Below are 20,858 nucleotides of genomic sequence, written 5' to 3'. Positions count from 1 at the left end.
CGCACCGCTTTTCCCTTGAATGCGCCCCGTTTCGCTCTTATAAGGCGGCCCATTCCGACAACAATAAGACGTGAACAGGGGTGCCATGGCTGGCCATTCACAGTTTAAAAACATCATGCACCGCAAGGGTCGCCAGGATTCCGTGCGGTCGAAAATGTTCTCCAAGCTCGCGCGCGAAATCACAGTTGCCGCCAAAGCTGGTCTGCCTGATCCTTCGATGAACGCGCGGCTGCGCCTGGCGATCCAGAACGCCAAGGCCCAGTCGATGCCGAAGGACAACATCGACCGCGCCATCAAGAAGGCCGCAGGCAACGATGGGGAGAACTACGATGAAGTCCGCTACGAAGGCTACGGCCCGGGCGGCACCGCGATCATCGTCGAGGCGCTGACCGACAACCGCAACCGCACGGCCTCCAACGTCCGCTCGATCTTCACCAAGGCCGGGGGCGCTCTTGGCGAAACCGGTTCGGTGTCCTTCTCCTTCGACCACGTCGGTGAGATCACCTACAAGCTGTCGGCTGGCGATGGCGACAAGATGATGGACGCCGCGATCGAAGCCGGCGCCGACGACGTCGAGACCGATGACGAAGGCCACTACATCACCTGCGCCTTCGAATCCCTCGGTGAAGTCGCCAAGGCTCTCGAAACGACGCTCGGTGAGGCGGAAACCGTCAAGTCTGTCTGGCGCGCCCAAAACAACGTGCCGGTCGACGAGGAAAGGGCACAATCGCTGCTGAAGCTCATCGACAGCCTCGAAGACGATGACGACGTCCAGAACGTCTACTCGAACTTCGAAGTCTCGGAAGAAGTTCTGGCCAAGCTTTCGGCCTGATCCTTCTGCCCGTTTAGAGCTCCCGGCCTGCCTTCGAAAGAAGCAGGCCTTCTTTTTGGCGGACGAACCCGCATGCGCTACAAGCTTGCTCTCTTCGATTTCGACGGAACGCTTGCCGATACCGCCGGCTGGTTCACGTCCGCGCTGAACGAATCGGCCGCCCGTTTCGGTTTTCGCCAGCTTTCCCGCGAGGAAATGGCGATGCTGCGTGGCAAGGGCAACCGGGAGATCATCCGCTATCTCCGCGTTCCCTGGTGGAAAATGCCGGCGATCGCGCGCGATATGCGGCAGAGGGCAGCGGCTAGCGCCCACGACATGAAACTGTTTCCCGGCATAGGCGAACTGCTTGCCGATCTGCGGGCCGCCGGCGTGAGAATTGCGATCGTCAGCTCGAATGCCGAGGCCACGATCCGCAGGGTACTCGGCAGCGACATCGAAATCGACTACTTTGAATGCGGGACCTCCATCTTCGGAAAATCGGCGCGCTTCCGGCGCGTGCTCAGGCGCGCCGGCCTGAGCGTCGCAGATGCCATCGCCATCGGCGACGAGGGCCGCGACATCGAAGCGTCCCGTGCCACAGGGATCGTGGCGGGCGCAGTCGCCTGGGGCTATGCGACACCCGATTATCTTGTGAGCCAGTCACCGGACATCATGTTCGCCACCGTCGGCGACATCAGGCGCACGCTCCTCCAGGGCTGATATCCGAAGGGCCAAGATTTCGGCCTCATCCTTCCGCCAGACTTTCAAAAAGCCGGCCCGGAAACGAGGCCGGCCTTTTTGCGCCTGTGGATCGGCCGCCTCCGTTTTCACATCCCGCCCCTATCAGGTAACACGTTCGTTACCCGCCACCCGTCGTTAAGGTCTCGGTAACCCTGCCCGACTTGAATGCGCCGCATTCGTTCCAGCCGGCCAGTCTCAAGGCCAGCCTCTCTCACTCTTGGCGGGAAAATACCATGAAAAGAATAGCTCTCGTACTCTCGTTGACACTGCTCGGCGCGCTGTCGGCCAAGGCGCAGCCTGCCATGGTCAAGCAGTTCGGGGACTGGGGTGTCTATTCCTACAGCAAGGGCGGGCAGACGATGTGCTATGTGCTGACAGTGCCGAAATCCATGGAGCCGGCAAGCGTCGACCATGGCCGCAACTTCTTCGTGATCGGCGGCGCCCCGGGTTCGGGGCACGAGCCGCAGGCGATCATGGGCTACGAACTGAAGCCGGGATGGCTGGTCAAGGTCGAGATCGGCGACAAAACCTTTTCCATGTTCACCAGGGGCAAATCCGCCTGGGTGACCGAGGAAGCGCGCGAATCCGAAGTCATCAGCGCCCTGCGCTCGGGAAACGACATGACGGTTCACGCCCATTCGCTGCGTGGAACGGCAACGACCTACACTTATTCGCTGAACGGCGTGACCGCCGCGCTGAGGCGCATGAGCACGTGCAACTGAGCATGCACACCATCGCTCATGCCCCAAACCGGACGCTTCGCGCCATACGCATGCCTGTACGCGGCTGGATGCGGACGATCGCCCTTTCCTGCCTTGCTCTCGCGCTCGCCTGCCCGCCGATCGCCGCCAACCCGCTGCAGCCGCAAGCACCTTTGGAGACCAGCCGCGCCAGGGGTCGCGAAACAGGGCTCCCGGTACCTCGTTTCGTCTCGCTGAAATCGAGAGAGGCCCGCATGCGCGTCGGCCCGTCACTCGATTACGGAACCCAGTGGGTCTACCAGGTTGGCGGCCTGCCGGTGGAGATCACCGCCGAATACGACTGGCGCCAGATCAGGGATTGCGACGGCGTCTCCGGGTGGATGCATCGCGCCCTGCTGTCCAGCGATCGCACGGCACTGGTCGGCCCATGGATCGCATCCCCCGTTCCGGTCCGGGTCGCACCGGCAGCAACCGCGGCAATCCTTGCCAAGGTGACGTCGCGCGTTCGGCTCGCCATCTTCTCTTGCGACGGCACGTGGTGCAGCGTCGATGTGCCCGGTCATCGGCTGGAGGGGTTCGTCAGGCAGTCGGCGCTCTGGGGCGTCTATCCCAACGAAAAGATCATGTAGCCAGGGCAGTCATTGTGCCCCGCCCAGAAACGCCATCCGGGTGAAGATCGTGTAATGCGCCTCCGACGCCATCATCGCCACGAACACCAGCACCAGAATCGGTGGCAGAAGGATCGCATAGACCAGCGCCAGCCGCTCCCAGGCCATGTGCATGAAGATGGCAACGATCAGTCCCGCCTTCATGAGCATGAAGACGATAATCAGCGTCCATCGTGGAAAACCCTGGATGCCGAGGTAGTCGACGAGGTAGGAGAAGGTGCTGAGCACGAACAGCAGCCCCCAGACGACGAGGTAGAGCCTGATCGGATGCTGCTGGCCGGAGTGGGAGTGGGTTTGCGCCTGTGCCATGATGGGACCTCACCAGAGATAGAAGAATGCGAAGATGAAGACCCAGACGAGATCGACGAAGTGCCAGTAGAGGCCCATGATCTCAACGATCTCGTAGTTGCCCTTGCGGCTCGTGAAGAACCCCCGCCTGCCGGTCTCGAAATCGCCGCGCAGCACCTTTCGCGCCGTGATCAGCAGGAAGATCACACCGAAGGTCACATGGGTTCCGTGAAAGCCGGTGATCATGAAGAAGGATGAGCCGAATTGCGCGGCACCCCAGGGATTCTCCCAGGGCCGCACGCCTTCGGTGATCAGCTTCGTCCATTCGAAGGCCTGCATGCCGACGAACGAGGCGCCGAGGGCGGCGGTCAGAAGCATCAGCGCTGCCGTCTTGGTGCGCTCCTGGCGATAGCCGAAATTGACCGCCATCGCCATCGTTCCACTGCTGCTGATCAGGATGAAGGTCATGATCGCGATGAGGATCAGCGGAACGTCCTGACCGCCGATAGTCAGCGCGAAGACCTCGCTCGGATTGGGCCAGGGAACGGGCGTCGACATGCGGGCGGTCATGTAGGCAAGCAGGAAACAGCCGAATATGAAGGTATCGCTGAGGAGAAAGATCCACATCATGGCCTTCCCCCAGGAGACATCCTTGAACGTGCGCTGATCCGATGCGAAATCAGCCGCCACGCCGCGAAGGCCGGCCTGAGGCAAAGGGCGGGTGTGGTCAGCTCCGGTCCGGGTGAGTTCAGCCATCGTCCAGCTCCTAGCTAACCAGTTGGCGGCAGAGATCGACAAGGTCGTTGGCCCAGCCGGTGAAGAGCGCAAGAAGCACCAGCCAGACGACCAGCATGAAGTGCCAGTAGGTGGCGCAAAGCTCGGCACTCAGACGCCGCGCAGCCTGGGATGTGCGACGAGCCGGAAATGCCCTGACGCGGGTCCGCCCAAGCACCGCCAGGCCGCCCAGTATGTGCAGGCCGTGCAGGCCGGTCAGCAGGTAGAAGAAGCTGTTGGCCGGGTTGTCGGCGAGTACATAGCCTGCGGCAGCCAGTTGGTGCCATGCAAACACCTGCCCGATGAGGAACAGCCCCGCCGTGGCAAGCGCTGCGTCGAGCGCGATCCGCATCGCCTCGTCGCCGCCGCGGCGCGCTTCGACGGTTGCCCATTGCATCGCCGCGCAGCTGGCAATCAGCATCGCCGTATTGACCCACAGCAGCGGCGGCACCGGCGGCGACCACCAATCGGTGCTTGCCATGCGCACGAGGTAGGCGCTGACCAGCAGCGAGAAAAGGGCGCCGAGGACGGCCAGGAAGATACCGAGGCCGACCTTCGCGGCGGGCAACGGCGAACCCTGCCGCCCCATCACGTCGCCGACCCTGCCGACCTGGAGCCACGGCTTCGACATCAGCCGCTGCCCTGACATCCACCAGCCGACGACAGCCGCAATCCCGGCCATGAAGATCAGGATCGCGCTCATGTCACGGCCCTCGACAATCCGTCCGGCTGGTTCTGCGGCAGGAAATCTTCTGCCGCGCCCGGCACGCTGTAATCATAGGCCCAGCGATAGACCACAGGCAGCTCCTTGCCCCAGTTGCCGTGGGCAGGCGGCGTCTGCGGCGTCTGCCACTCCAGCGTCGTCGCTCGCCACGGATTGCCGCCGGCCTCGCGGCCCCGGAAAAGGCTCCAGACGAGATTGAACAGGAACACCAGCTGGGTGGCCCCGACGACCAGCGCGGCAACCGTGATGAACATGTTGAGCGTGTGCACGGAGGGCGGAATGAAGACCGTTTCGCCGAGTTCGTAGTAGCGGCGCGGAACGCCGATCAGGCCGATATAGTGCATTGGGAAAAAGATCGCGTAGGCGCCGATGAACGTCACCCAGAAATGGACCCGCCCGAGTAGCTCGTCGAGCATGCGTCCGGTGATTTTTGGATACCAGTGATAGATCGCGCCGAAGACGACCATAATCGGCGCGACACCCATCACCATATGGAAATGCGCGACGACGAACATCGTATCGGACAGCGGCACATCCACCACGACATTGCCGAGGAACAGGCCGGTCAGCCCGCCATTGACGAAGGTGACGATGAAGCCGAGAGCAAAGAGCATCGGCAGCGTCAGGTGGATGTCGCCCCGCCAAAGCGTCAGCACCCAGTTGTAGACCTTGAGCGCCGTCGGGATAGCGATGATCAGCGTTGTCGTGGCGAAGAAGAAGCCGAAGTTCGGGTTCATGCCGCTGACATACATATGGTGCGCCCAAACGACGAAACTCAGTGCGCCGATGATGACGATTGCCCAGACCATCATCCGGTAGCCGAAGATGTTCTTGCGCGCATGCGTGCTGATGAGATCGGAGACGATACCGAAGGCAGGCAGCGCCACGATATAGACCTCCGGGTGCCCGAAGAACCAGAAGAGGTGCTGGAAGAGGATCGGGCTGCCGCCCTGTGACTTCAGCTGCTCGCCCATTTCGACGATGGATGGCATGAAGAAGCTGGTGCCGAGCAGCCGGTCGAACAGCATCATCACGGCGGCGACGAAAAGCGCCGGGAAGGCAAGCAGCGCCATGACGGTCGCGGTGAAGATGCCCCACACGGTGAGTGGCATCCGCATCAGCGTCATGCCGCGCGCGCGCCCCTGCAGAACTGTGACGACATAGTTCAGCCCGCCCATAGTGAAGCCGATGATGAAGATGATCAGCGACGACAGCATCAGGATAATGCCCCAGTCACGCCCGCCCGGCGTGCCGGAAAGCAGTGCCTGCGGCGGATAGAGCGTCCAGCCGGCCCCCGTCGGCCCGCCCGGCGCGAAGAAACCGGCGACCAGCACCAGAACGGCCAGCAGATAGAGCCAGTAGCTCAGCATGTTGGCATAGGGAAACACCATGTCGCGGGCACCGAGCATCAGGGGGATCAGGTAGTTGCCGAAGCCGCCGAGGAAGAGTGCAGTCAAGAGATAGATCACCATGATCATCCCGTGCATGGTGATGAACTGATAGTAGTGATCGGCATCGATGAAGGAGAAATAGCCGGGAAAGCCGAGCTGGAGGCGCATCAGCCAGGAGAGCACGAGCGCCACGAACCCGATGGAGAAGGCGGTCAGCGAATACTGTATCGCAATGATCTTGGCATCCTGGCTGAAGACGTAGCGCGTCCACCAGCTCTTGGGATGATAAAGCTCCACATCCGCGACTTCGGCGGGCGGGACGATGTCGCCGGCACCGGCAGGAATATCGACCATGGCATGCCCTTCTTTCCTCCTCCCATCACGGACCCTCCGCGCCCGCGACGCCGGTCAACTGGCCGGTACCACTGATGCCATCAGCTGCTGGAATGTCTGCTGCTGTTGCAGCCAGCCTTGGTAGGCTTCTGCATCGTCGACGACGACGGACCCGCGCATCTGCGAATGTCCGACGCCGCAGAGTTCGGCGCAAAGAACCTCAAACGTCCCGGCCCGTGTTGGCGTAAACCAGAAATAGGTAACCGAGCCGGGGATCATGTCCATCTTCGCCCTGAACTCCGGCACGTAAAAGTCATGCAGCACGTCGAGCGAGCGCAGGTGCACGCGCACCGACTTGCCCTGCAGCAGATGCAGGTCGCCACCTGAGATGATGATATCGTCGAGCCCCGTCGGATCGCTGGCGATGACCCCGAGCGGATTGTCGGGAGTCACCGCACTGTTGTCGGCCCGCCCGAGCTTTCCGTCCGCTCCGGGCAGGCGGAAATTCCACTGCCACTGCTGGCCGATGACTTCGACTTCGCCGGCATCAGGGGGGACGGTGACGAACTGCTTCCAGACCACCAGCCCCGGCGTCAGCATCGCCGCGACACCCAGCGCCGTGCCGCCGGCAAGCCACCATTCCAGCTTCTTGTTCTCAGGCTGATAGGCCGCCTTGTTGCCGGGTTTGTGGCGGAAGCGAAATACGCAATAAGCCACGAAGCAGACCACCGCAACGAAAACGAAGCCGGTGATCCAGAAGGTGATGATGATGGTGTTGTCGATATAACTCCAGTTCGACGCAATAGGCGTCCACCACCACGGGCTCAAGAGGTGGAAGACCACCGATCCCAGAGCGATCAGAACCAGCACCAGCACGACGACCATGGGCTCCTCCCGGGCCGCACAGGCGGCCGCGGGCACAATCCGCAACCGTCGCGCGTTTACTTTAGCAATATCTCATAAATACACGATGGCGGCAATCGGCGCTTCGAACATCATCGCCGAACAGGAATTGCCGGCATGGCACTGCTTCTAATTGGAGAACTGCTTGAGATAGGTGATGAGATTGGTGATGTCGGTATCATCCTTGACGCCGACGAATGTCATTTTCGTGCCCTTCACCTTCAACTTTGGGTCGTGAAGATAGTCGCGCAGCGCCGCATCGTCCCAGACTAGTCCAGCCTTGCCGGCCGCCTGCATCGCCGGAGAATAGGCAAAGTTGGGATGCGTTCCGGCCGTCCGGCCGAACAGATGGTTGAGTGAGGGTCCCACCTTGTTCTTGTCGGAATCGGCGATGTGGCAGACCGCGCACTTCTTGAAGACGTTCTCGCCCGCCGCAGCATCGCCCTCCTGGGCGAGCGCATTGGCTGCGAAAAGACAGATGACCGGCATAACGACTGCAAGAGCACGGCAACGCATAGCATCCTCCTCCCAAAGGTTGCCAACCGGACGGTGCCGAAATCCGGCCCGACCTGTTGTCCGGTTCACTCACCCGCGTCGGCGGGCAAATGACATGCACTGTGAAGTAAAGCTATGCCCCGGCGGCGCGAAGTCAATTCGTCCAAACAGCTGTGCGCCACACGGTCGCATCCGCCGTGGCCACGAAGACAACAACTAGGCGGCGGCGCGCATGAAATTGCCGAGACCCGCAAAAAGCGCGACAGACTTCAGCCGCGCTTCGATATCGTGGATCGGCATCGAGATGATGACCTCGTCGGCCCGGGTGTCGCGCAGGAACTCGGACAGCTTTGCCTCCGCCGTGTTTTGCGAACCGACGACGGCATAGCGCAGCGTGTGCTCGACCGTCAGCTTTTCCATCGGCGACCAGAAGCTCGTCATATCGTGGACGGGTCGCGGGAACTGGCCACGGACATTGCGGCGCAGGTTAACGAATTGCTGCTGCGCAGACGTGAAGTGATACTGCGCCTCCTCGTCGGTCTCGGCTAGCGAACCCATCACGCCAACCATGGCATAGGGCTTGTCAAGAACGGCGGATGGCTGGAACCGGTCGCGATAGATATCAAGCGCGTCAAGCAGCGAATCGGGCGCGAAATGCGAGGCAAACGCATAGGGAAGACCGAGCATCGCCGCGAGCTGCGCGCTGTAGAGGCTGGAACCGAGCAGCCAGATCGGCACGTTGGAATTCATGCCCGGCACCGCAAGGATCGCCTGGTTTTCAACAGGGGCACCAAGCAACTGCTGCAGCTCGACGACGTCGTTGGGAAAACTCTGTGCACCGGCATCGAGATTGCGCCTGAGCGCTTGCGCGGTCCGCATGTCGGTACCCGGCGCGCGCCCGAGGCCGAGATCGACACGTCCCGGAAACAGCGCTTCCAGCGTTCCGAACTGCTCGGCAATGACGAGAGGCGAATGATTGGGCAGCATGATCCCGCCCGAGCCGATCCGGATCCGTGTCGTCGCCGCCCCGACATGGCCGATGACGACAGCCGTCGCGGCGCTGGCAATACCGGGCATGCCGTGATGCTCGGCCAGCCAGAAGCGCGTGTAACCATACTCCTCCGCTTTCTGCGCCATGCGCGCCGAACTCTCGAGAGACTGGCGAATAGTGCCGCCTTCGGGAACAGGTGAAAGATCGAGAATCGAGAAGGGAACCATGGCAAAGGCCTGTCGGTAATTGGAAGGACAGGTCTATGTAGGTGCCCGAATTGGCCATGCCAAACCATCAGGTGAAGAAAAACGGTCACTCGGGGGCGGAGCGATCGGGAGACGCCGCACCTTGCCCGCTGGCCGTCATACCCTCTGCATGGCGGATGGAACGCAGGTTGGTGAACCCGGCCCGCACGCTTCAGTTCAGTGACGGCCGTATGAACGACACGATGTGCTAAGCCCCGGCCTCGCGCTTCGGGCAACGTATAGACGCCGCCGATTTCCCAGACATCGCCATCCACCTGAAACGCAAAGCATGCAGACCGAGCCTTGCCCGCATCCTCGACGACGGACGTGAACGCTCGGCCGGCATCGACCAGCAAGCCAAGCCACTCCGCGCCATGACCTTGCGCTGCGAACAGATGAAATGGCGCGTCCGCGCGGGTCGCGTCGATCTTCGCACTCTCCTCGAGCGGGGCGGTACGCGATGAGGTTCAGGATAGAAATGCGCCACGTCTTTCCAGCGCGAGTTTTTCCGCGACGACCCGTCGATCTTCATCGCTGCCGAGCTTGAACACCAGGGTTTCCTCCCGCGGTACGAACGTCAGCAGTTGACGCGTGAGTTGGGGAGGGTCGCTGGAGATGATGGCCGAGGCACTGGCCTCCGCGATTCCCGGTCGAAATCGCTGAACGTGTGATCGAGAAGCGGCAGAGTTGCAGCACGGTCTCTTTGAACGATCTGGTATACTCTCGAACCGCCCGGGCCGGCCCCGAAAGAGCGGAGCCCGCCGGAGAACCTCCAGTGCGCTGTTCGGATCGGTCTGTTAAGCCGGCATCGGCTACTCCGAGCGCCTTCCCTGTTGTGTGCGACAGCGGATCGATCAGTGGATTTCCGGATCTAGACACCCGTTGAGCGTCTCGACGATTGTAGCCGAATGCGACTTGGATGTGCCTGCATCCGCCCGCCGAAATCGGCTCAGACCCGACGCCGCAGCACGTGTACCTCCGCGCTGTGCTGATGCTGGCCCTGCGTCAGCGTGAAGTGGGAGAGCTGGCGGTCCATTTCGACCGCCTCCGTGGCGAGCCGGTGGATGGCCGCCGTGGTCTCCTCGACCATGGCCGCGTTCTGCTGTGTCATCGCATCGAGCTCGGAAACCGCGGCGTTGATCTGGCGGAGCGTATCGGCCTCTTCGCGGGTCATCTCCATGATCTCACCGATCTGGCCGTTGATCGCCTCGACATGGCCGCCGATACCCGTCAACGCGTCGCCTGCCCGCTCGACGAGCGACACGCCGGCTTCCACCTCATGGGTGGATTTCTGCAACAGGTTGCCGATTTCCTTGGCGGCACTCGACGAGCGTTGCGCCAGTTCGCGCACCTCCATCGCAACGACCGCAAAGCCCTTGCCTGCCTCGCCGGCACGGGCGGCTTCGACACCGGCGTTGAGTGCCAGCAAGTTTGTCTGGAACGCTATGGAATCGATGACGCTGATGATCGAGTTGATCTGGCGGGAAGACGCCTGGATCGCTTCCATGGCGGCAATCGTGTCGCGCATGATCTGGCCGGATCCTGTCGTCTCGCGCTTTGCATCGCGAGCCATGCGTTCCGCCCGCTCGGCGCGTTCGATCTGCACGCGAACGGATTGGGTGATTGCGTCGATTGCATTCGCTGTCTCGGTGATCGAGGCCGCCTGCCGCTCGGTCCGCCCTGCCAGCTCGTCGGCGCCAGTGCGCATCTCTTCGGAGCCGGCGCGAACAGCCATCGAGTTTCCGCCAATCGCCGTCATCGTTTCGCTGAGCGTTGCCAGAGCCTCGTTGAAATTGACGCGCAGACCCTCGAGCTCGTTCGGGAAGCGGCGATCGATCTGATACGCAAGATTGCCGTTCGCCAGATGACGCAGCCCGTCGTCGAGCGACTCGACGACCTCCTGCAGGCTCTCGGCTTCGGCCTCGCGCTCGGCCATATGCTGCTGCCTGTCGCGGTCGGCAAGCGCCCGCGTTTCGGCGCTGGCCGCTTCGAGTTCGCGGCTTTCGATCAGCGATTGCTTGAAGCGTGCAAGAGCCTTTGCCATCGTGCCGATCTCGTCGCCACGATTGAGACTGCCGATCTCGACATCCAGCTTGCCGTCCGCCACGTCGCGTGTGACGCCGGCAAGGCGAGCGAGCGGCGAGAACAGCAACTTCGTTATGATGCCTGTTGCGATCGCCATCACCACAAGGACACCGATCGCAATCATCGTCAGCAAGGTGGCGATCTCTATCGAGCCGGCGTTGATCTCGCTGAGGCGCACGCTTTCGACCACGAGGAACCGCGAGCCCTGATAATCGATGCCTTTGACGTAGGCACGCGCTGCGCCGTCGGCACGGCTGAAATCCTCCACCGTCATGGTGCTGCTGGCGAGTGCATCCTTCAGGAAGGTGAAGGGCGCAGTATCCAGGGTGACGAGCTGGCCGCTGGCGTTGACGGCCACGGCAGAACCGTCGTCCGAGACGATCGCTGCCTGCGCCGTACTGCCGGCAACGATGCCCTTTTTCAGGATGCCGGCAACAACGTCGTCGCGCACCCTGAAAAGAATAACCCCCTTCGGCGCGCCGAGCTTGACGATCGGAACCGCGAAGAAGATGGCGGCCCTGCCGCTCGATGCATCGACGCGCAGGCCGGAGAACCCGGCCGGTGCGGAATCGTCGGTCGCCTTTGCGGTATTGGCAATTGCTTCGCCGAAGGCGAGGCCGGCACCTGTCGATTTCCATGCGTCGGTCTTCAGATTCTCGGCGAAATCCTCGTTCTTTTTGTAGGAATAGAGAACATGACCGTCTAGATCGGCAATCAGCAGATCGCCGAAGGCCGTGTTCTCAAGATCGCGGGCGACCTCGGTTTGGGTGGCCTCGTGGTTGGAATAGTAAAATCCGCTCGGCGCTTCCGGCTTGACCAGATTCTCGCGCATGTCGGCCGGGTTCGGGTTGTCGGTGACGAACACCTTCTTCAGTTCGGCGCGGGCATCGCCCGAAGTCTTCTCGATCGTCTTCCAGCCGCTCTTCAGGCTGGTGATAGACATCTGCAGCGCCTCGATGCGCGCAATGGAATTAGCCTGGTTCTCCAACTGTTCCAGCTGATCCTGCAGCATGTCGCCGCGGAAGATCAGCACGCCCTCCTTTGCCTTCAGCGCCTGCTCGCCGGAAATGCGGCTGCTGGCGAAATAGGCAAGGCCGTTAATGACGGCGATGGACAGTGCGGTAAGCAGAATGAAAGTCGCAATAACTTTAAAGGACAGGGACTGAAATCTCTGAGCCATGAACAATCAACCCTTCCGGATGGCATGTCGGCAGACGCGCGAACGGCCTGCCGGCGGACCTGAAAACAGAAAATGGGAGCCTTACCTTGCGGGGAACTCCTCTCGCCTTTGGGGATCAAAGCTCACGCACGGAGCTTAAATTGACGTAAACGGAACGCCTGGAATTAAGCAGTGTTTTTGTTTTGTTCACATATCGATGGCAGTTATTTTGTAACTGCAATAGGGTGAGGCATGCAAAATACGATTCGCATCATAGGCATCGACCCCGGTCTGCGCCGCACCGGCTGGGGCATCATCGAGACGTTCGGCAATTCGCTGCGCTTCATCGCCTCGGGCACCGTCACGTCGGACGGCGACATGGACCTCGCCTCGCGTCTCTGCCAATTGCATGACGGGCTCGCGGAGGTCGTGCACGCCCATCAGCCGGATGAAGCCGCCGTCGAACAGACCTTCGTCAACAAGGACGCGGTCGCCACCCTGAAGCTTGGCCAGGCCCGTGGCATTGCCATGCTGGTCCCCGCACGCGCCGGACTGCAGGTCGCCGAATATGCGCCGAACGCGGTGAAGAAAGCCGTCATCGGCGTCGGCCATGGCGAGAAGCAGCAGATCCACATGATGCTGAAGATCCTGATGCCGAAGGCGGAGTTCAAGGGCAACGACGCGGCCGATGCACTCGCCATAGCCATCTGCCATGCGCACAACCGCGGCAGCAACCGCATGCGCCAGGCAGTCCTGGCCGGCTGACATGTTCTTGACTTGTTCTCACAGTAGCAGTAAGTAATACCGCAGAGGTATTACCATGCGAGTGACCGAAAAAGGCCAAGTGACGATTCCGAAGGAAATTCGTGACCGACTGGGAATAGGCCCCGGATCGGAAGTTGATTTCATCGCGTCCGGAGACGGTGCCGTGCTCGTCAAGATCGAAAAGGACAGCGAGGATCCGGTTCGCGATTTTGACGACTGGGCACGGCGGATTGAGGGGACGATTGATCTCGGCGGCATGACCACGGACGAGTATATGGAATGGCTGAGGGGACCGCGTGACGATTTCGACCCTCGTTGACACCAACATCTTCATAGACATCCTGGGGCCTCGGACCGCGCATCGTCAGTGGTCGCTCAGATTTCTGCGGCAATGCGCAGGCGATGGCGATCTGGTGCTGAACGCGGTCATCTGGTCGGAACTCGCGGCCTCGCCGCTTTCCGAGGAGCAGTTGACGACCACCCTAGCCTGGCTCGAGATGAAGCGTGAAGCTATACCGTTCGAAGCGTCCTTTCGTGCCGGCAAAGCACACCTTATGTATCGGCGAGCGGGTGGTCAGCGCGAAAGAACGCTTCCCGATTTTCTGATCGGGGCTCACGCGGATTGGCGCCGGCACCGGCTGCTGACCCGCGACGCCATCCGCTACCGCAGTTACTTCCCCTCGCTCGACCTCATCACCCCCGAAACCCATCCCTGACGGACCCCATTCATGATCGGCAAGCTCAAAGGCACCATCGACGAAATCGGCGACGACTATGTGCTCGTCGATGTGCATGGCGTCTGCTACGTCGCCTTCTGTTCGGCGCGCACCCTGTCGCGCATCGGCTCGGTTGGCGAAGCCTGCATTCTTTTCATCGAGACCTATGTTCGTGAAGACCAGCTGAAACTGTTCGGCTTCATGACCGCCCTCGAAAGGGAATGGTTCAACCTCCTCCAAAGCGTCCAGGGCGTCGGCGCCAAGGTTGCGCTCGCGGTCCTTTCGACGCTGACCCCGAGCGAACTCGCCAACGCCATCGCCCTGCAGGACCGCACCGCCGTATCGCGCGCCCAGGGCGTCGGTCCCAAGGTCGCCGTGCGCATCGTCACCGAACTCAAGAACAAGGCACCGGCTTTCGCCGGCGAGGCATCGGCCAATATCGGCCTGAAGCAGGAACTCGGAGAGGGCGTCGCCGCAGCCCCGGTTGCCGATGCGGTTTCGGCGCTGACCAACCTCGGCTACAGCAGGGATCAGGCGGCCAACGCCGTGGCCGCCGCAATGAAGACCGCGGGCGAGGCTGCCGACAGCGCCAAGCTGATCCGGCTGGGGCTCAAGGAGCTGGCGCGGTAGCTGCATTTGCAAAGAGAATACTGCCTTACTACTATCGATATGTAAGGCGGACCGAAGTGGAGCAATGCCATGGGTTTCAACATCACGATCACCTCCAAGGGACAGATGACCATTCCCAAGCATCTGCGCGATCAGCTGAACGTCAAACCGGGCGACAAGTGCTATGCCTGGGTTCGAAATGGCGAGATGGTCATCATTCCGCGCAACAAGCCGGTCGCCGAATTGGCCGAAGTAGTCAGAAAGCCGCCGGCCGGCCCGCAGGCATCTCAATGCCAGATCGATGACACAGTCATAGATGCGGCCGTAGAACGATACGAAATCGTATCCTGGACTTCATCGAGGCAATCCTGGAGCGACGCGAGTTTGAGGTTGCTGCGTATGAAGCAGTTGGCAATGCGGTCCATCTCTGCCGCATGTCGAACGTGGATTTCGCCGACGCGTTGCTGAGCGAAATGAATCGTATCGCCGATTGCGGCAAGACCCTTACCTTCGATAGAAAAGCCGCCTCGCGCGTCCCCGGAATGGAACTGCTGACATGAGTGAAGCCGCCCGCCTGATTTCCTCGGAAAAACGAGGCGAAGATCTGGACATCACCCTGCGCCCGCAATCGCTGGACGAGTTCACCGGCCAGGCAGAGGCGCGCGCCAACCTCAAGATCTTCATCGAGGCCGCGAAGAACCGCGGCGAGGCATTGGATCACGTCCTTTTCGTCGGCCCACCGGGTTTGGGCAAGACGACATTGGCGCAGATTATGGCCAAGGAACTCGGCGTCAACTTTCGTTCGACGTCGGGCCCTGTGATCGCCAAGGCGGGCGATCTTGCGGCGCTCCTGACCAACCTCGAAGAACGGGACGTGCTCTTCATCGACGAAATTCACCGCCTCAGCCCGGCCGTCGAGGAAATCCTCTATCCGGCCATGGAGGATTTCCAGCTCGATCTCATCATCGGCGAAGGGCCGGCGGCACGCTCGGTGAAGATCGATCTCTCTAAGTTCACGCTCGTTGCCGCCACCACGCGCCTTGGCCTGTTGACCACGCCGTTGCGCGACCGCTTCGGCATTCCCGTGCGGCTGAGCTTCTACACCGTCGAGGAACTCGAACTGATCGTGCGCCGTGGCGCGCGCCTGATGAACCTGCCGATAACCGACGAGGGAGCCCGCGAAATCGCCCGCAGGGCTCGCGGCACGCCGCGTATCGCCGGTCGCCTCTTGCGCCGTGTGCGCGACTTTGCCGAAGTCGCCAGGGCCGAGGCCGTGACCCGCGAGATCGCCGACGAGGCGCTAACTCGCCTGCTCGTCGACAACATGGGCCTCGACCAACTCGACAAGCGCTATCTCAACATGATCGCCGTCAACTTCGGCGGCGGCCCCGTCGGCATCGAGACCATCGCCGCCGGCCTTTCCGAACCGCGCGACGCGATCGAGGACATTATCGAGCCCTACATGATCCAGCAGGGCTTCATCCAGCGAACGCCGCGCGGCCGCGTGCTCACGGCAACCGCCTGGAAGCATCTCGGCATGCAGCCGCCGAAGGATCTGGAAGCGGCGCAGTTCCGATTGTTCCAGGAAGACGATTGAGCAGTCTGAACAGCGCCCAAAGGCTGGACAGAAGGAGATCCGCCGATGCCAACCTTCGACGCCTGCCGGTCTTTCCGCAAGCTTGCCTATAACAACGCACTGGCGAACCATCGCCTGCATGCGGCGTGCGCCAGCCTGCAGCCCGGCGAGTTCGAAGCCCCGCGTACGAGCTTCTTCCCGTCGATCAAGGAGACCCTGAACCATATCGTCACAGTCGACTGGTTCTATGTCGATGCTCTGGAAGGAGGCACGCTCGGGCTCAAGGCCTTCGAGGTGGAAGAACCGTTCGACGATGTCGCCTCGCTGGCCGAAGCACAGGCAAACGTCGACCGGCGCCTTGCCGGGCTGTGCGAGGCGCTGACGCCGGAAAGGCTCGTCTCGACCGTGAGCATACATCGCAGCGAGCGGATCCAGCGGGAGAGAATGGAGGATATTCTGGGCCACCTCTTCCAGCACCAGACGCATCATCGCGGTCAGGTCCATGCGATGCTGGCCGACACCACCGTCAAGCCGCCGCAGCTCGACGAGTTCATCGTTGCCGATGACGCACGTTTCCGGGGCGACGATCTCGCCGCCCTCGGATGGAGCGAAGAAGGGCTGATGCGTTAGCGCATCGTCATCCAAAGGTCGGCAGCGTGCTTCAATTCTGCAGCCGCGACTTCAGCCCGTCGATGATCGTCTTGCTCAGAAGTTCGTAATTCTCGTCGAAATGATGGTCGCCGGCGAGCGCAATGACATCGACACCGGCGCCCTTCAGATCAGGGCAGGCCACTTCGTCATCGTCTTCCTTGCCGTAAATGCATTGGACGATCTTGGGATCGACCGTCTTCAGGTCATCGATCGGATCTCCGCCGGCCCCCTCGGTTTTCTGGCCGAGCCAGCCCATGACGGAGATCTGGTAGTCCACCGCGTGAGAAAGAGACAGGAGCGACATCTGCGCAACCGCGCTTTTGGGCGCCGGCTTCAGGCGTGAGAAAGCAGCGGGCACCACATCCGCACCGAAGGAATAACCAACCAGCAGCACGTGCTTGACCATCCATTGCTTGCGGTAGAGCTCGATGATCCTGCCGAGATCGTCCGCAGTTTCCTGCGGCTTGCGCTCGGACCAGAAGTAATGGAGGGAATCGATCCCGACAACCGGGATGCCTTGCTTCTGCAGCGACGCGCCAACTTCCTTGTCGATATCGCGCCATCCTCCATCACCGGAAAATATCACCGCCATCGTGTCGAAAGCCGGCTTGGCATCGAGAACGGTCAGCGGCAGACCGAGCGGGTTGTCTGCACTGGCGGAAGCCGCTATCAGCTCGTCGAGAATATCGCTGAGGGTGGTCTGCGCATCGTCTTCGGAATCGCGAATATCGATGCCTGAATGCGCTTTCTTCAACTCCTCCACATGAGCCCGGCCATCCTTGGTGGCGGCCGGGGTGAAGGCCGCAACTATGGGATCGGGCAACGAGATATCGCTGAGGCCGTAGATCATCCGATCGCCGACCGTCTGCTTCTTCGCCGGCGTGCAAAGTTCCTTGGTGAGCGGAATCCCTGCAAGCGGATCGAGCGCAAGCGTCTGACCGATGGTGGCGTCCGGCGTCTGCGCGGCAATGGCAAGCGCAAGCGCTCCACCCTCTCCTATGCCGGCAATGATCGGCAGATGGTATGCGCTGTTGCCGGCAGCACGCTGAACCTGCTGGCTGAGCGACTCGATGTCGGACACGAGGTAGATGCAGCCGTCGTTCTGGCTGACATCGTATTGCCCAAGCGCCTCCATGTAGGACGGGAAATCGACGCCGATGACGACAGACCCCTCGCCCACCAGCCTGTCGGCCTCGGCCTTTTCGGTGTCGCCCCAACCGGCGGCGTCCGAGATTAGCATGACAGCGCCCTTGACGTCGCCCTGGGGCAGGAAGATGTGAGGCGAGGGAATGAGGCCGGTTTCGAAGCTTTGGGTCGTTTCACTTGCGGCCCGCGCCGCAGGTGCCGCCAGCGACAGCGCGCACACGGCTGCAAGAAGGTATCTTTTCATCATTTCCTTACGACCCCTTTCAATCCGCCGCCGATCAGGAACGTCGCGTCCACCAATGCGATCATCGGATTGCCTCCTCCGGACACCGCAAGATAACGCGAATGCCATTGAGGGTGAAACTTGGATTTGAAGGCCCTGAGGCCCTTGAAGTTGTAGAAGCGCTCGCCGTGTTCGAAGACCGTGCTGCCGATGCGGTCCCAAACCGGCGCAGCCTCCCGCTTCGACATGCCCGAGAGCGGTGCCATGCCGAGATTGAAATGGGTAAACCCTTCGTTGCGCAGATACTCCATGATCTGCACGAACAGGAAGTCCATCGAGCCTTTCGGCGCATCCGGCGAGAAGCGCATCAGATCGATCGTCCCCTCATCCTTGGTTTCCGTGATGAGGATGTTCGCGAACGCGACGATCTTGCCCTCGCGCTTCAGGATTCCGACAGGCTGCCCGAGGATGTAGTCGGGTTCGAAAGCACCGAGGGAAAAACCCTTTTCCTTGGCGTTGTGATCCTGCAGCCAGGCGGTAGACACCGCGGCCAATTCGTCCATGACTGCAGGCACGCCCTCCGGCACGATGACGTCGAATTCGAGGCCGTCGCGCTGGGCACGGCTGGCCGTCTGGCGCAGGTTCGCCCACTTGCCGCCCTTCATCTCGAAGGTCCTGAGGTCGGCGACAGCAAGCTCGCCCAGCTTGAAGGCGCGCAGGCCCGCGTCGGCGCAGTGTGAAAGAAGCGCCGGCGAAATCTGATAGAAGACGGCGCGGCAGCCGGCCGCACGAGCGGATTCGACAAAGCGCCAGACAAGCTCCGGAATGGCGCTTCGGTCGCCGATCGGGTCAAACAGTGCGATCCATGAGCGGCCTTGCCGGCCATACATGATGAAGGCATCGCCCTTTTCGGAAAACATGATGCTCTTGTCGCCCATGCGCACCAGATTGGCGTCGGCGTAGCGTTGCTTTCCCACGATTGCGACCGCGCGTTGCAGTCCTTCTTCCGTGGCCGGCTCCGGCTTCGATGTTGCCGGTCGCAACAGGCTGAAGATGGCGATCGCCGAGGAAATAATGGTGATGCCGAGCACGGCACGCAGGCCGCGCGGCGCCTCGTCGGCGAATTCGAACTGCCACCAGAGCTCGTTGCTGTATTCGACATCGCGGTAGACGAACAGCAGTATGACGATCGCACCGACGCAGACCACCGCAATCGCGGTCAGCCAGGATGCCGTCAGCGTCTGGTTCAAAAGCGATGCGTGCCGCCGGAACAGGCGGCGACTGACGAAGAGACCAAAAATCAGGAAGCCCAGGAAGCACGCCTCCACCAGCGCGATCGCCTTCAGGAGCGACAGCGTCAGCGCGGCAGCGGCGGAAATGATGGACACCCACCAGGCTCCATCCAGCCTCTGTCCCAGGCCGCGGGCTGCAACGACCAGCGCCAGGCCGAGCAGGCTGGAAAGGAAGTGCGCGCCTTCGACGATCGGCAGCGGCAGGTAGTTGGCGAGGAATTCGAGATTGGAGTCCGGCGTAGGCGTCACGCTCGAAAAGATCAGCATGACGCCGAGCAGCAACGCAAGCGTCGACAACAGCTGCGGCATCAGCCGGATGCCGATCCGGCGGACACCGGAGGCGACCGGATGATCGGCGAAGCGGCGAAGTTCTGTGGCCGAGACCACAAGCACCGCGATCACCAGCGGCAACACGTGGTAGACCAGGCGGTAGAGGACGAGCGAACCGAGCACCGCGTCGATGTTCACCGCGCTGCCGAGCGAGGCGATGATGACCGTCTCGAAGACGCCGAGACCGGCCGGCACATGGCTGAGCACCCCGAGACCGACGGCGATCGCATAGATCGCCAGGAATACAGGCCAGCTGATCGCGGTCTGCGGCAGAAGCACATAGAGAACGGTGGCGGAAGCCGCGATATCGAAGGCGGCAACGAGGAACTGTCGCGACCAGGTGGCCGAATCCGGCAGGCGTATCGAGAACGAACCGATCTTGAGCACCCTGCCGCCGCGCCCAAACACCATGACGGCTCCCAGGAGCGCAACGATCGATCCGCCGATCAACCGAAGCAGGAGGCTGCTGACGTTGATCAACGGAGCGATCTCGTCGGCAATGGCCAGCAGAGCGATCGATCCGACACCGGCAAGCCCAAGGCCAAAAGCGACCGTGACGAACGCGATGACGCGACCGATTTCCTCAGGCGTCAGGCCCAGCCGCGAATAGGCGCGGTAGCGGATCGCGCCGCCGCTCAGGGCGCCGAACCCGGCCGTGTTCCCGACCGCATAGGCGCTGAAGGCGGTCAGCGCGACTTGGGGAAAGGGCAGCTTCCTTCCGACATATTCGATGGCGTTGACGTCGTAAAAGACGAGCGCGAGAAAGCTGAGACCGGTGAAGAAAAGTGCCAGGAGGATCGAGCTGGTCTTGGTATCGGCAAGCGCCTGCACGACGTCGTCATAGCGCACCTCGTTCGTCAGCCGTACGATCGCGAAGCCGACAATGCAGAAGACGGCAAGCGTCGCGACTGCCGTCAGGTGGGTGCGGTATCGCCTGAAAAATCCACGCAAGGCGGACTCTTCCCTATCTTCGATCTCTTCCAAATTGCCGTGCCCCGACATCTCTTACCGTCGCGATTTCCATCTTTGCGGGAATCATGTTTCGATTGCGTAACATAACCGGCATGGCGAGCGTACACATGCTCACACCACCCCAGCGCCGCTTATCGACGCTTGCTTCATCTTTAATTGGGGCAATTTTGGCGCAGGCTCGGCCCTAACACATTGCATTTTCGTAAGGTTGGCGGGCTTGCCGGTCGGATGCGGGTAGCAGCCGACGAATGCGCCTTCTGTCAGACCAG

Annotated in this window: 21 protein-coding genes and 1 pseudogene; 11 read left to right on the top strand and 11 right to left on the bottom strand. The window is 61.6% G+C overall.

What is annotated here, in order from left to right; translation table 11 throughout:
- Positions 1-85: 85 nt before the first annotated feature.
- The 4 genes from AC1D2R_RS24335 to AC1D2R_RS24320 all read left to right on the top strand — a co-directional run bounded on the left by AC1D2R_RS24335 (position 86) and on the right by AC1D2R_RS24320 (position 2,882).
- A complete protein-coding gene (locus tag AC1D2R_RS24335) occupies positions 86-832 on the top strand; it encodes a YebC/PmpR family DNA-binding transcriptional regulator (RefSeq protein WP_477971298.1) in 747 nt (248 codons plus the stop codon).
- 72 nt (positions 833-904) lie between these two features.
- Complete coding sequence (locus tag AC1D2R_RS24330) at positions 905-1,531, top strand: HAD hydrolase-like protein (RefSeq protein ID WP_477971297.1); 627 nt, start codon at positions 905-907, stop codon at positions 1,529-1,531.
- Positions 1,532-1,785: 254 nt separating this feature from the next.
- Complete coding sequence (locus AC1D2R_RS24325; RefSeq protein WP_477971295.1) at positions 1,786-2,274, top strand: invasion associated locus B family protein; 489 nt, start codon at positions 1,786-1,788, stop codon at positions 2,272-2,274.
- Positions 2,275-2,276: 2 nt separating this feature from the next.
- Entirely contained in the window at positions 2,277-2,882 is a 606-nt protein-coding gene (locus AC1D2R_RS24320; RefSeq protein WP_477971293.1) for an SH3 domain-containing protein, read from the top strand.
- 9 nt (positions 2,883-2,891) lie between these two features.
- On the opposite strand, the gene AC1D2R_RS24315 is transcribed toward AC1D2R_RS24320, so the two are convergent.
- The 9 genes and pseudogenes from AC1D2R_RS24315 to AC1D2R_RS24275 form a co-directional block, all read right to left on the bottom strand.
- Entirely contained in the window at positions 2,892-3,230 is a 339-nt protein-coding gene (locus tag AC1D2R_RS24315; RefSeq protein WP_477971291.1) for a cytochrome C oxidase subunit IV family protein, read from the bottom strand.
- A 9-nt stretch (positions 3,231-3,239) separates the two neighbouring features.
- Positions 3,240-3,965: a heme-copper oxidase subunit III family protein gene (locus AC1D2R_RS24310; protein WP_477971289.1), complete on the bottom strand. Its 726-nt coding sequence runs from the start codon at positions 3,963-3,965 to the stop codon at positions 3,240-3,242.
- 10 nt (positions 3,966-3,975) lie between these two features.
- A complete protein-coding gene (locus AC1D2R_RS24305; protein WP_477971287.1) occupies positions 3,976-4,686 on the bottom strand; it encodes a cytochrome c oxidase subunit 3 in 711 nt (236 codons plus the stop codon).
- Complete coding sequence (gene ctaD, locus AC1D2R_RS24300) at positions 4,683-6,452, bottom strand: cytochrome c oxidase subunit I (RefSeq protein ID WP_477971285.1); 1,770 nt, start codon at positions 6,450-6,452, stop codon at positions 4,683-4,685. The genes AC1D2R_RS24305 and ctaD overlap by 4 nt, the downstream gene beginning before the upstream one ends.
- A gap of 54 nt (positions 6,453-6,506) precedes the next feature.
- Entirely contained in the window at positions 6,507-7,316 is an 810-nt protein-coding gene (locus AC1D2R_RS24295) for a cytochrome c oxidase subunit II (RefSeq protein WP_477971284.1), read from the bottom strand.
- 147 nt (positions 7,317-7,463) lie between these two features.
- A complete protein-coding gene (locus tag AC1D2R_RS24290; RefSeq protein WP_477971283.1) occupies positions 7,464-7,850 on the bottom strand; it encodes a c-type cytochrome in 387 nt (128 codons plus the stop codon).
- Positions 7,851-8,045: 195 nt separating this feature from the next.
- Positions 8,046-9,047 (bottom strand): LLM class flavin-dependent oxidoreductase, encoded by a 1,002-nt coding sequence (locus AC1D2R_RS24285; protein ID WP_477971282.1) that lies wholly within the window; start codon positions 9,045-9,047, stop codon positions 8,046-8,048.
- A 191-nt stretch (positions 9,048-9,238) separates the two neighbouring features.
- Positions 9,239-9,421, bottom strand: a pseudogene (locus tag AC1D2R_RS24280) (GNAT family N-acetyltransferase); the annotation flags it as partial.
- 593 nt (positions 9,422-10,014) lie between these two features.
- A complete protein-coding gene (locus AC1D2R_RS24275; RefSeq protein WP_477971280.1) occupies positions 10,015-12,330 on the bottom strand; it encodes a methyl-accepting chemotaxis protein in 2,316 nt (771 codons plus the stop codon).
- Positions 12,331-12,561: 231 nt separating this feature from the next.
- On the opposite strand from AC1D2R_RS24275, the gene ruvC reads away from it, so the two are divergent.
- The 7 genes from ruvC to AC1D2R_RS24240 all read left to right on the top strand — a co-directional run bounded on the left by ruvC (position 12,562) and on the right by AC1D2R_RS24240 (position 16,605).
- Positions 12,562-13,074, top strand: a complete 513-nt coding sequence (gene ruvC / locus AC1D2R_RS24270) for a crossover junction endodeoxyribonuclease RuvC (protein WP_057467366.1) — start codon at positions 12,562-12,564, stop codon at positions 13,072-13,074.
- A gap of 55 nt (positions 13,075-13,129) precedes the next feature.
- Positions 13,130-13,393 carry an AbrB/MazE/SpoVT family DNA-binding domain-containing protein gene (locus AC1D2R_RS24265; protein WP_477971277.1) on the top strand — a complete coding sequence of 88 codons (264 nt, stop codon included), beginning with the start codon at positions 13,130-13,132 and terminating at the stop codon, positions 13,391-13,393.
- Positions 13,371-13,790: a type II toxin-antitoxin system VapC family toxin gene (locus AC1D2R_RS24260; RefSeq protein ID WP_477971275.1), complete on the top strand. Its 420-nt coding sequence runs from the start codon at positions 13,371-13,373 to the stop codon at positions 13,788-13,790. Before AC1D2R_RS24265 ends, AC1D2R_RS24260 begins: the two co-directional genes overlap by 23 nt.
- A 12-nt stretch (positions 13,791-13,802) precedes the next feature.
- The gene (gene ruvA / locus AC1D2R_RS24255; protein WP_477971273.1) at positions 13,803-14,420 is read left to right on the top strand and encodes a Holliday junction branch migration protein RuvA; all 618 of its coding nucleotides are present in this window, start codon (positions 13,803-13,805) and stop codon (positions 14,418-14,420) included.
- 69 nt (positions 14,421-14,489) lie between these two features.
- A complete protein-coding gene (locus AC1D2R_RS24250; protein ID WP_477971271.1) occupies positions 14,490-14,867 on the top strand; it encodes an AbrB/MazE/SpoVT family DNA-binding domain-containing protein in 378 nt (125 codons plus the stop codon).
- Positions 14,868-14,955: 88 nt separating this feature from the next.
- Positions 14,956-15,996, top strand: a complete 1,041-nt coding sequence (gene ruvB / locus AC1D2R_RS24245; protein WP_477971269.1) for a Holliday junction branch migration DNA helicase RuvB — start codon at positions 14,956-14,958, stop codon at positions 15,994-15,996.
- A gap of 45 nt (positions 15,997-16,041) precedes the next feature.
- Positions 16,042-16,605, top strand: coding sequence for a DinB family protein (locus AC1D2R_RS24240; RefSeq protein ID WP_477971267.1), 564 nt, complete (start codon positions 16,042-16,044; stop codon positions 16,603-16,605).
- Between the two features lie 31 nt (positions 16,606-16,636).
- Here the strand turns inward: AC1D2R_RS24240 and AC1D2R_RS24235 are convergent, their stop codons facing one another.
- Complete coding sequence (locus tag AC1D2R_RS24235; protein ID WP_477971265.1) at positions 16,637-18,019, bottom strand: virulence factor family protein; 1,383 nt, start codon at positions 18,017-18,019, stop codon at positions 16,637-16,639.
- A complete protein-coding gene (gene mprF, locus AC1D2R_RS24230) occupies positions 18,016-20,619 on the bottom strand; it encodes a bifunctional lysylphosphatidylglycerol flippase/synthetase MprF (protein WP_477971264.1) in 2,604 nt (867 codons plus the stop codon). Before mprF ends, AC1D2R_RS24235 begins: the two co-directional genes overlap by 4 nt.
- Between the last annotated feature and the right edge of the window lie 239 nt (positions 20,620-20,858).

This window comes from Rhizobium sp. P1_C7 (assembly GCF_056406295.1).
Note: the sequence above shows the minus strand (reverse complement) of the source record. Positions and strands in the feature narration are given on the sequence as shown.

Coding starts and splice junctions, on each gene's coding strand:
- AC1D2R_RS24250 (WP_477971271.1), top strand. CDS start 14,490: ATGGGTTTCAACATCACGATCACCTCCAAGGGACAGATGACCATTCCC.
- ruvB (WP_477971269.1), top strand. CDS start 14,956: ATGAGTGAAGCCGCCCGCCTGATTTCCTCGGAAAAACGAGGCGAAGAT.
- AC1D2R_RS24305 (WP_477971287.1), bottom strand. CDS start 4,686: ATGAGCGCGATCCTGATCTTCATGGCCGGGATTGCGGCTGTCGTCGGC.
- AC1D2R_RS24290 (WP_477971283.1), bottom strand. CDS start 7,850: ATGCGTTGCCGTGCTCTTGCAGTCGTTATGCCGGTCATCTGTCTTTTC.
- AC1D2R_RS24240 (WP_477971267.1), top strand. CDS start 16,042: ATGCCAACCTTCGACGCCTGCCGGTCTTTCCGCAAGCTTGCCTATAAC.
- ruvC (WP_057467366.1), top strand. CDS start 12,562: ATGCAAAATACGATTCGCATCATAGGCATCGACCCCGGTCTGCGCCGC.
- ctaD (WP_477971285.1), bottom strand. CDS start 6,452: ATGGTCGATATTCCTGCCGGTGCCGGCGACATCGTCCCGCCCGCCGAA.
- AC1D2R_RS24320 (WP_477971293.1), top strand. CDS start 2,277: ATGCACACCATCGCTCATGCCCCAAACCGGACGCTTCGCGCCATACGC.
- AC1D2R_RS24235 (WP_477971265.1), bottom strand. CDS start 18,019: ATGATGAAAAGATACCTTCTTGCAGCCGTGTGCGCGCTGTCGCTGGCG.
- AC1D2R_RS24325 (WP_477971295.1), top strand. CDS start 1,786: ATGAAAAGAATAGCTCTCGTACTCTCGTTGACACTGCTCGGCGCGCTG.
- AC1D2R_RS24295 (WP_477971284.1), bottom strand. CDS start 7,316: ATGGTCGTCGTGCTGGTGCTGGTTCTGATCGCTCTGGGATCGGTGGTC.
- AC1D2R_RS24310 (WP_477971289.1), bottom strand. CDS start 3,965: ATGGCTGAACTCACCCGGACCGGAGCTGACCACACCCGCCCTTTGCCT.
- AC1D2R_RS24315 (WP_477971291.1), bottom strand. CDS start 3,230: ATGGCACAGGCGCAAACCCACTCCCACTCCGGCCAGCAGCATCCGATC.
- mprF (WP_477971264.1), bottom strand. CDS start 20,619: ATGTCGGGGCACGGCAATTTGGAAGAGATCGAAGATAGGGAAGAGTCC.
- AC1D2R_RS24275 (WP_477971280.1), bottom strand. CDS start 12,330: ATGGCTCAGAGATTTCAGTCCCTGTCCTTTAAAGTTATTGCGACTTTC.
- ruvA (WP_477971273.1), top strand. CDS start 13,803: ATGATCGGCAAGCTCAAAGGCACCATCGACGAAATCGGCGACGACTAT.
- AC1D2R_RS24265 (WP_477971277.1), top strand. CDS start 13,130: ATGCGAGTGACCGAAAAAGGCCAAGTGACGATTCCGAAGGAAATTCGT.
- AC1D2R_RS24330 (WP_477971297.1), top strand. CDS start 905: ATGCGCTACAAGCTTGCTCTCTTCGATTTCGACGGAACGCTTGCCGAT.
- AC1D2R_RS24335 (WP_477971298.1), top strand. CDS start 86: ATGGCTGGCCATTCACAGTTTAAAAACATCATGCACCGCAAGGGTCGC.
- AC1D2R_RS24285 (WP_477971282.1), bottom strand. CDS start 9,047: ATGGTTCCCTTCTCGATTCTCGATCTTTCACCTGTTCCCGAAGGCGGC.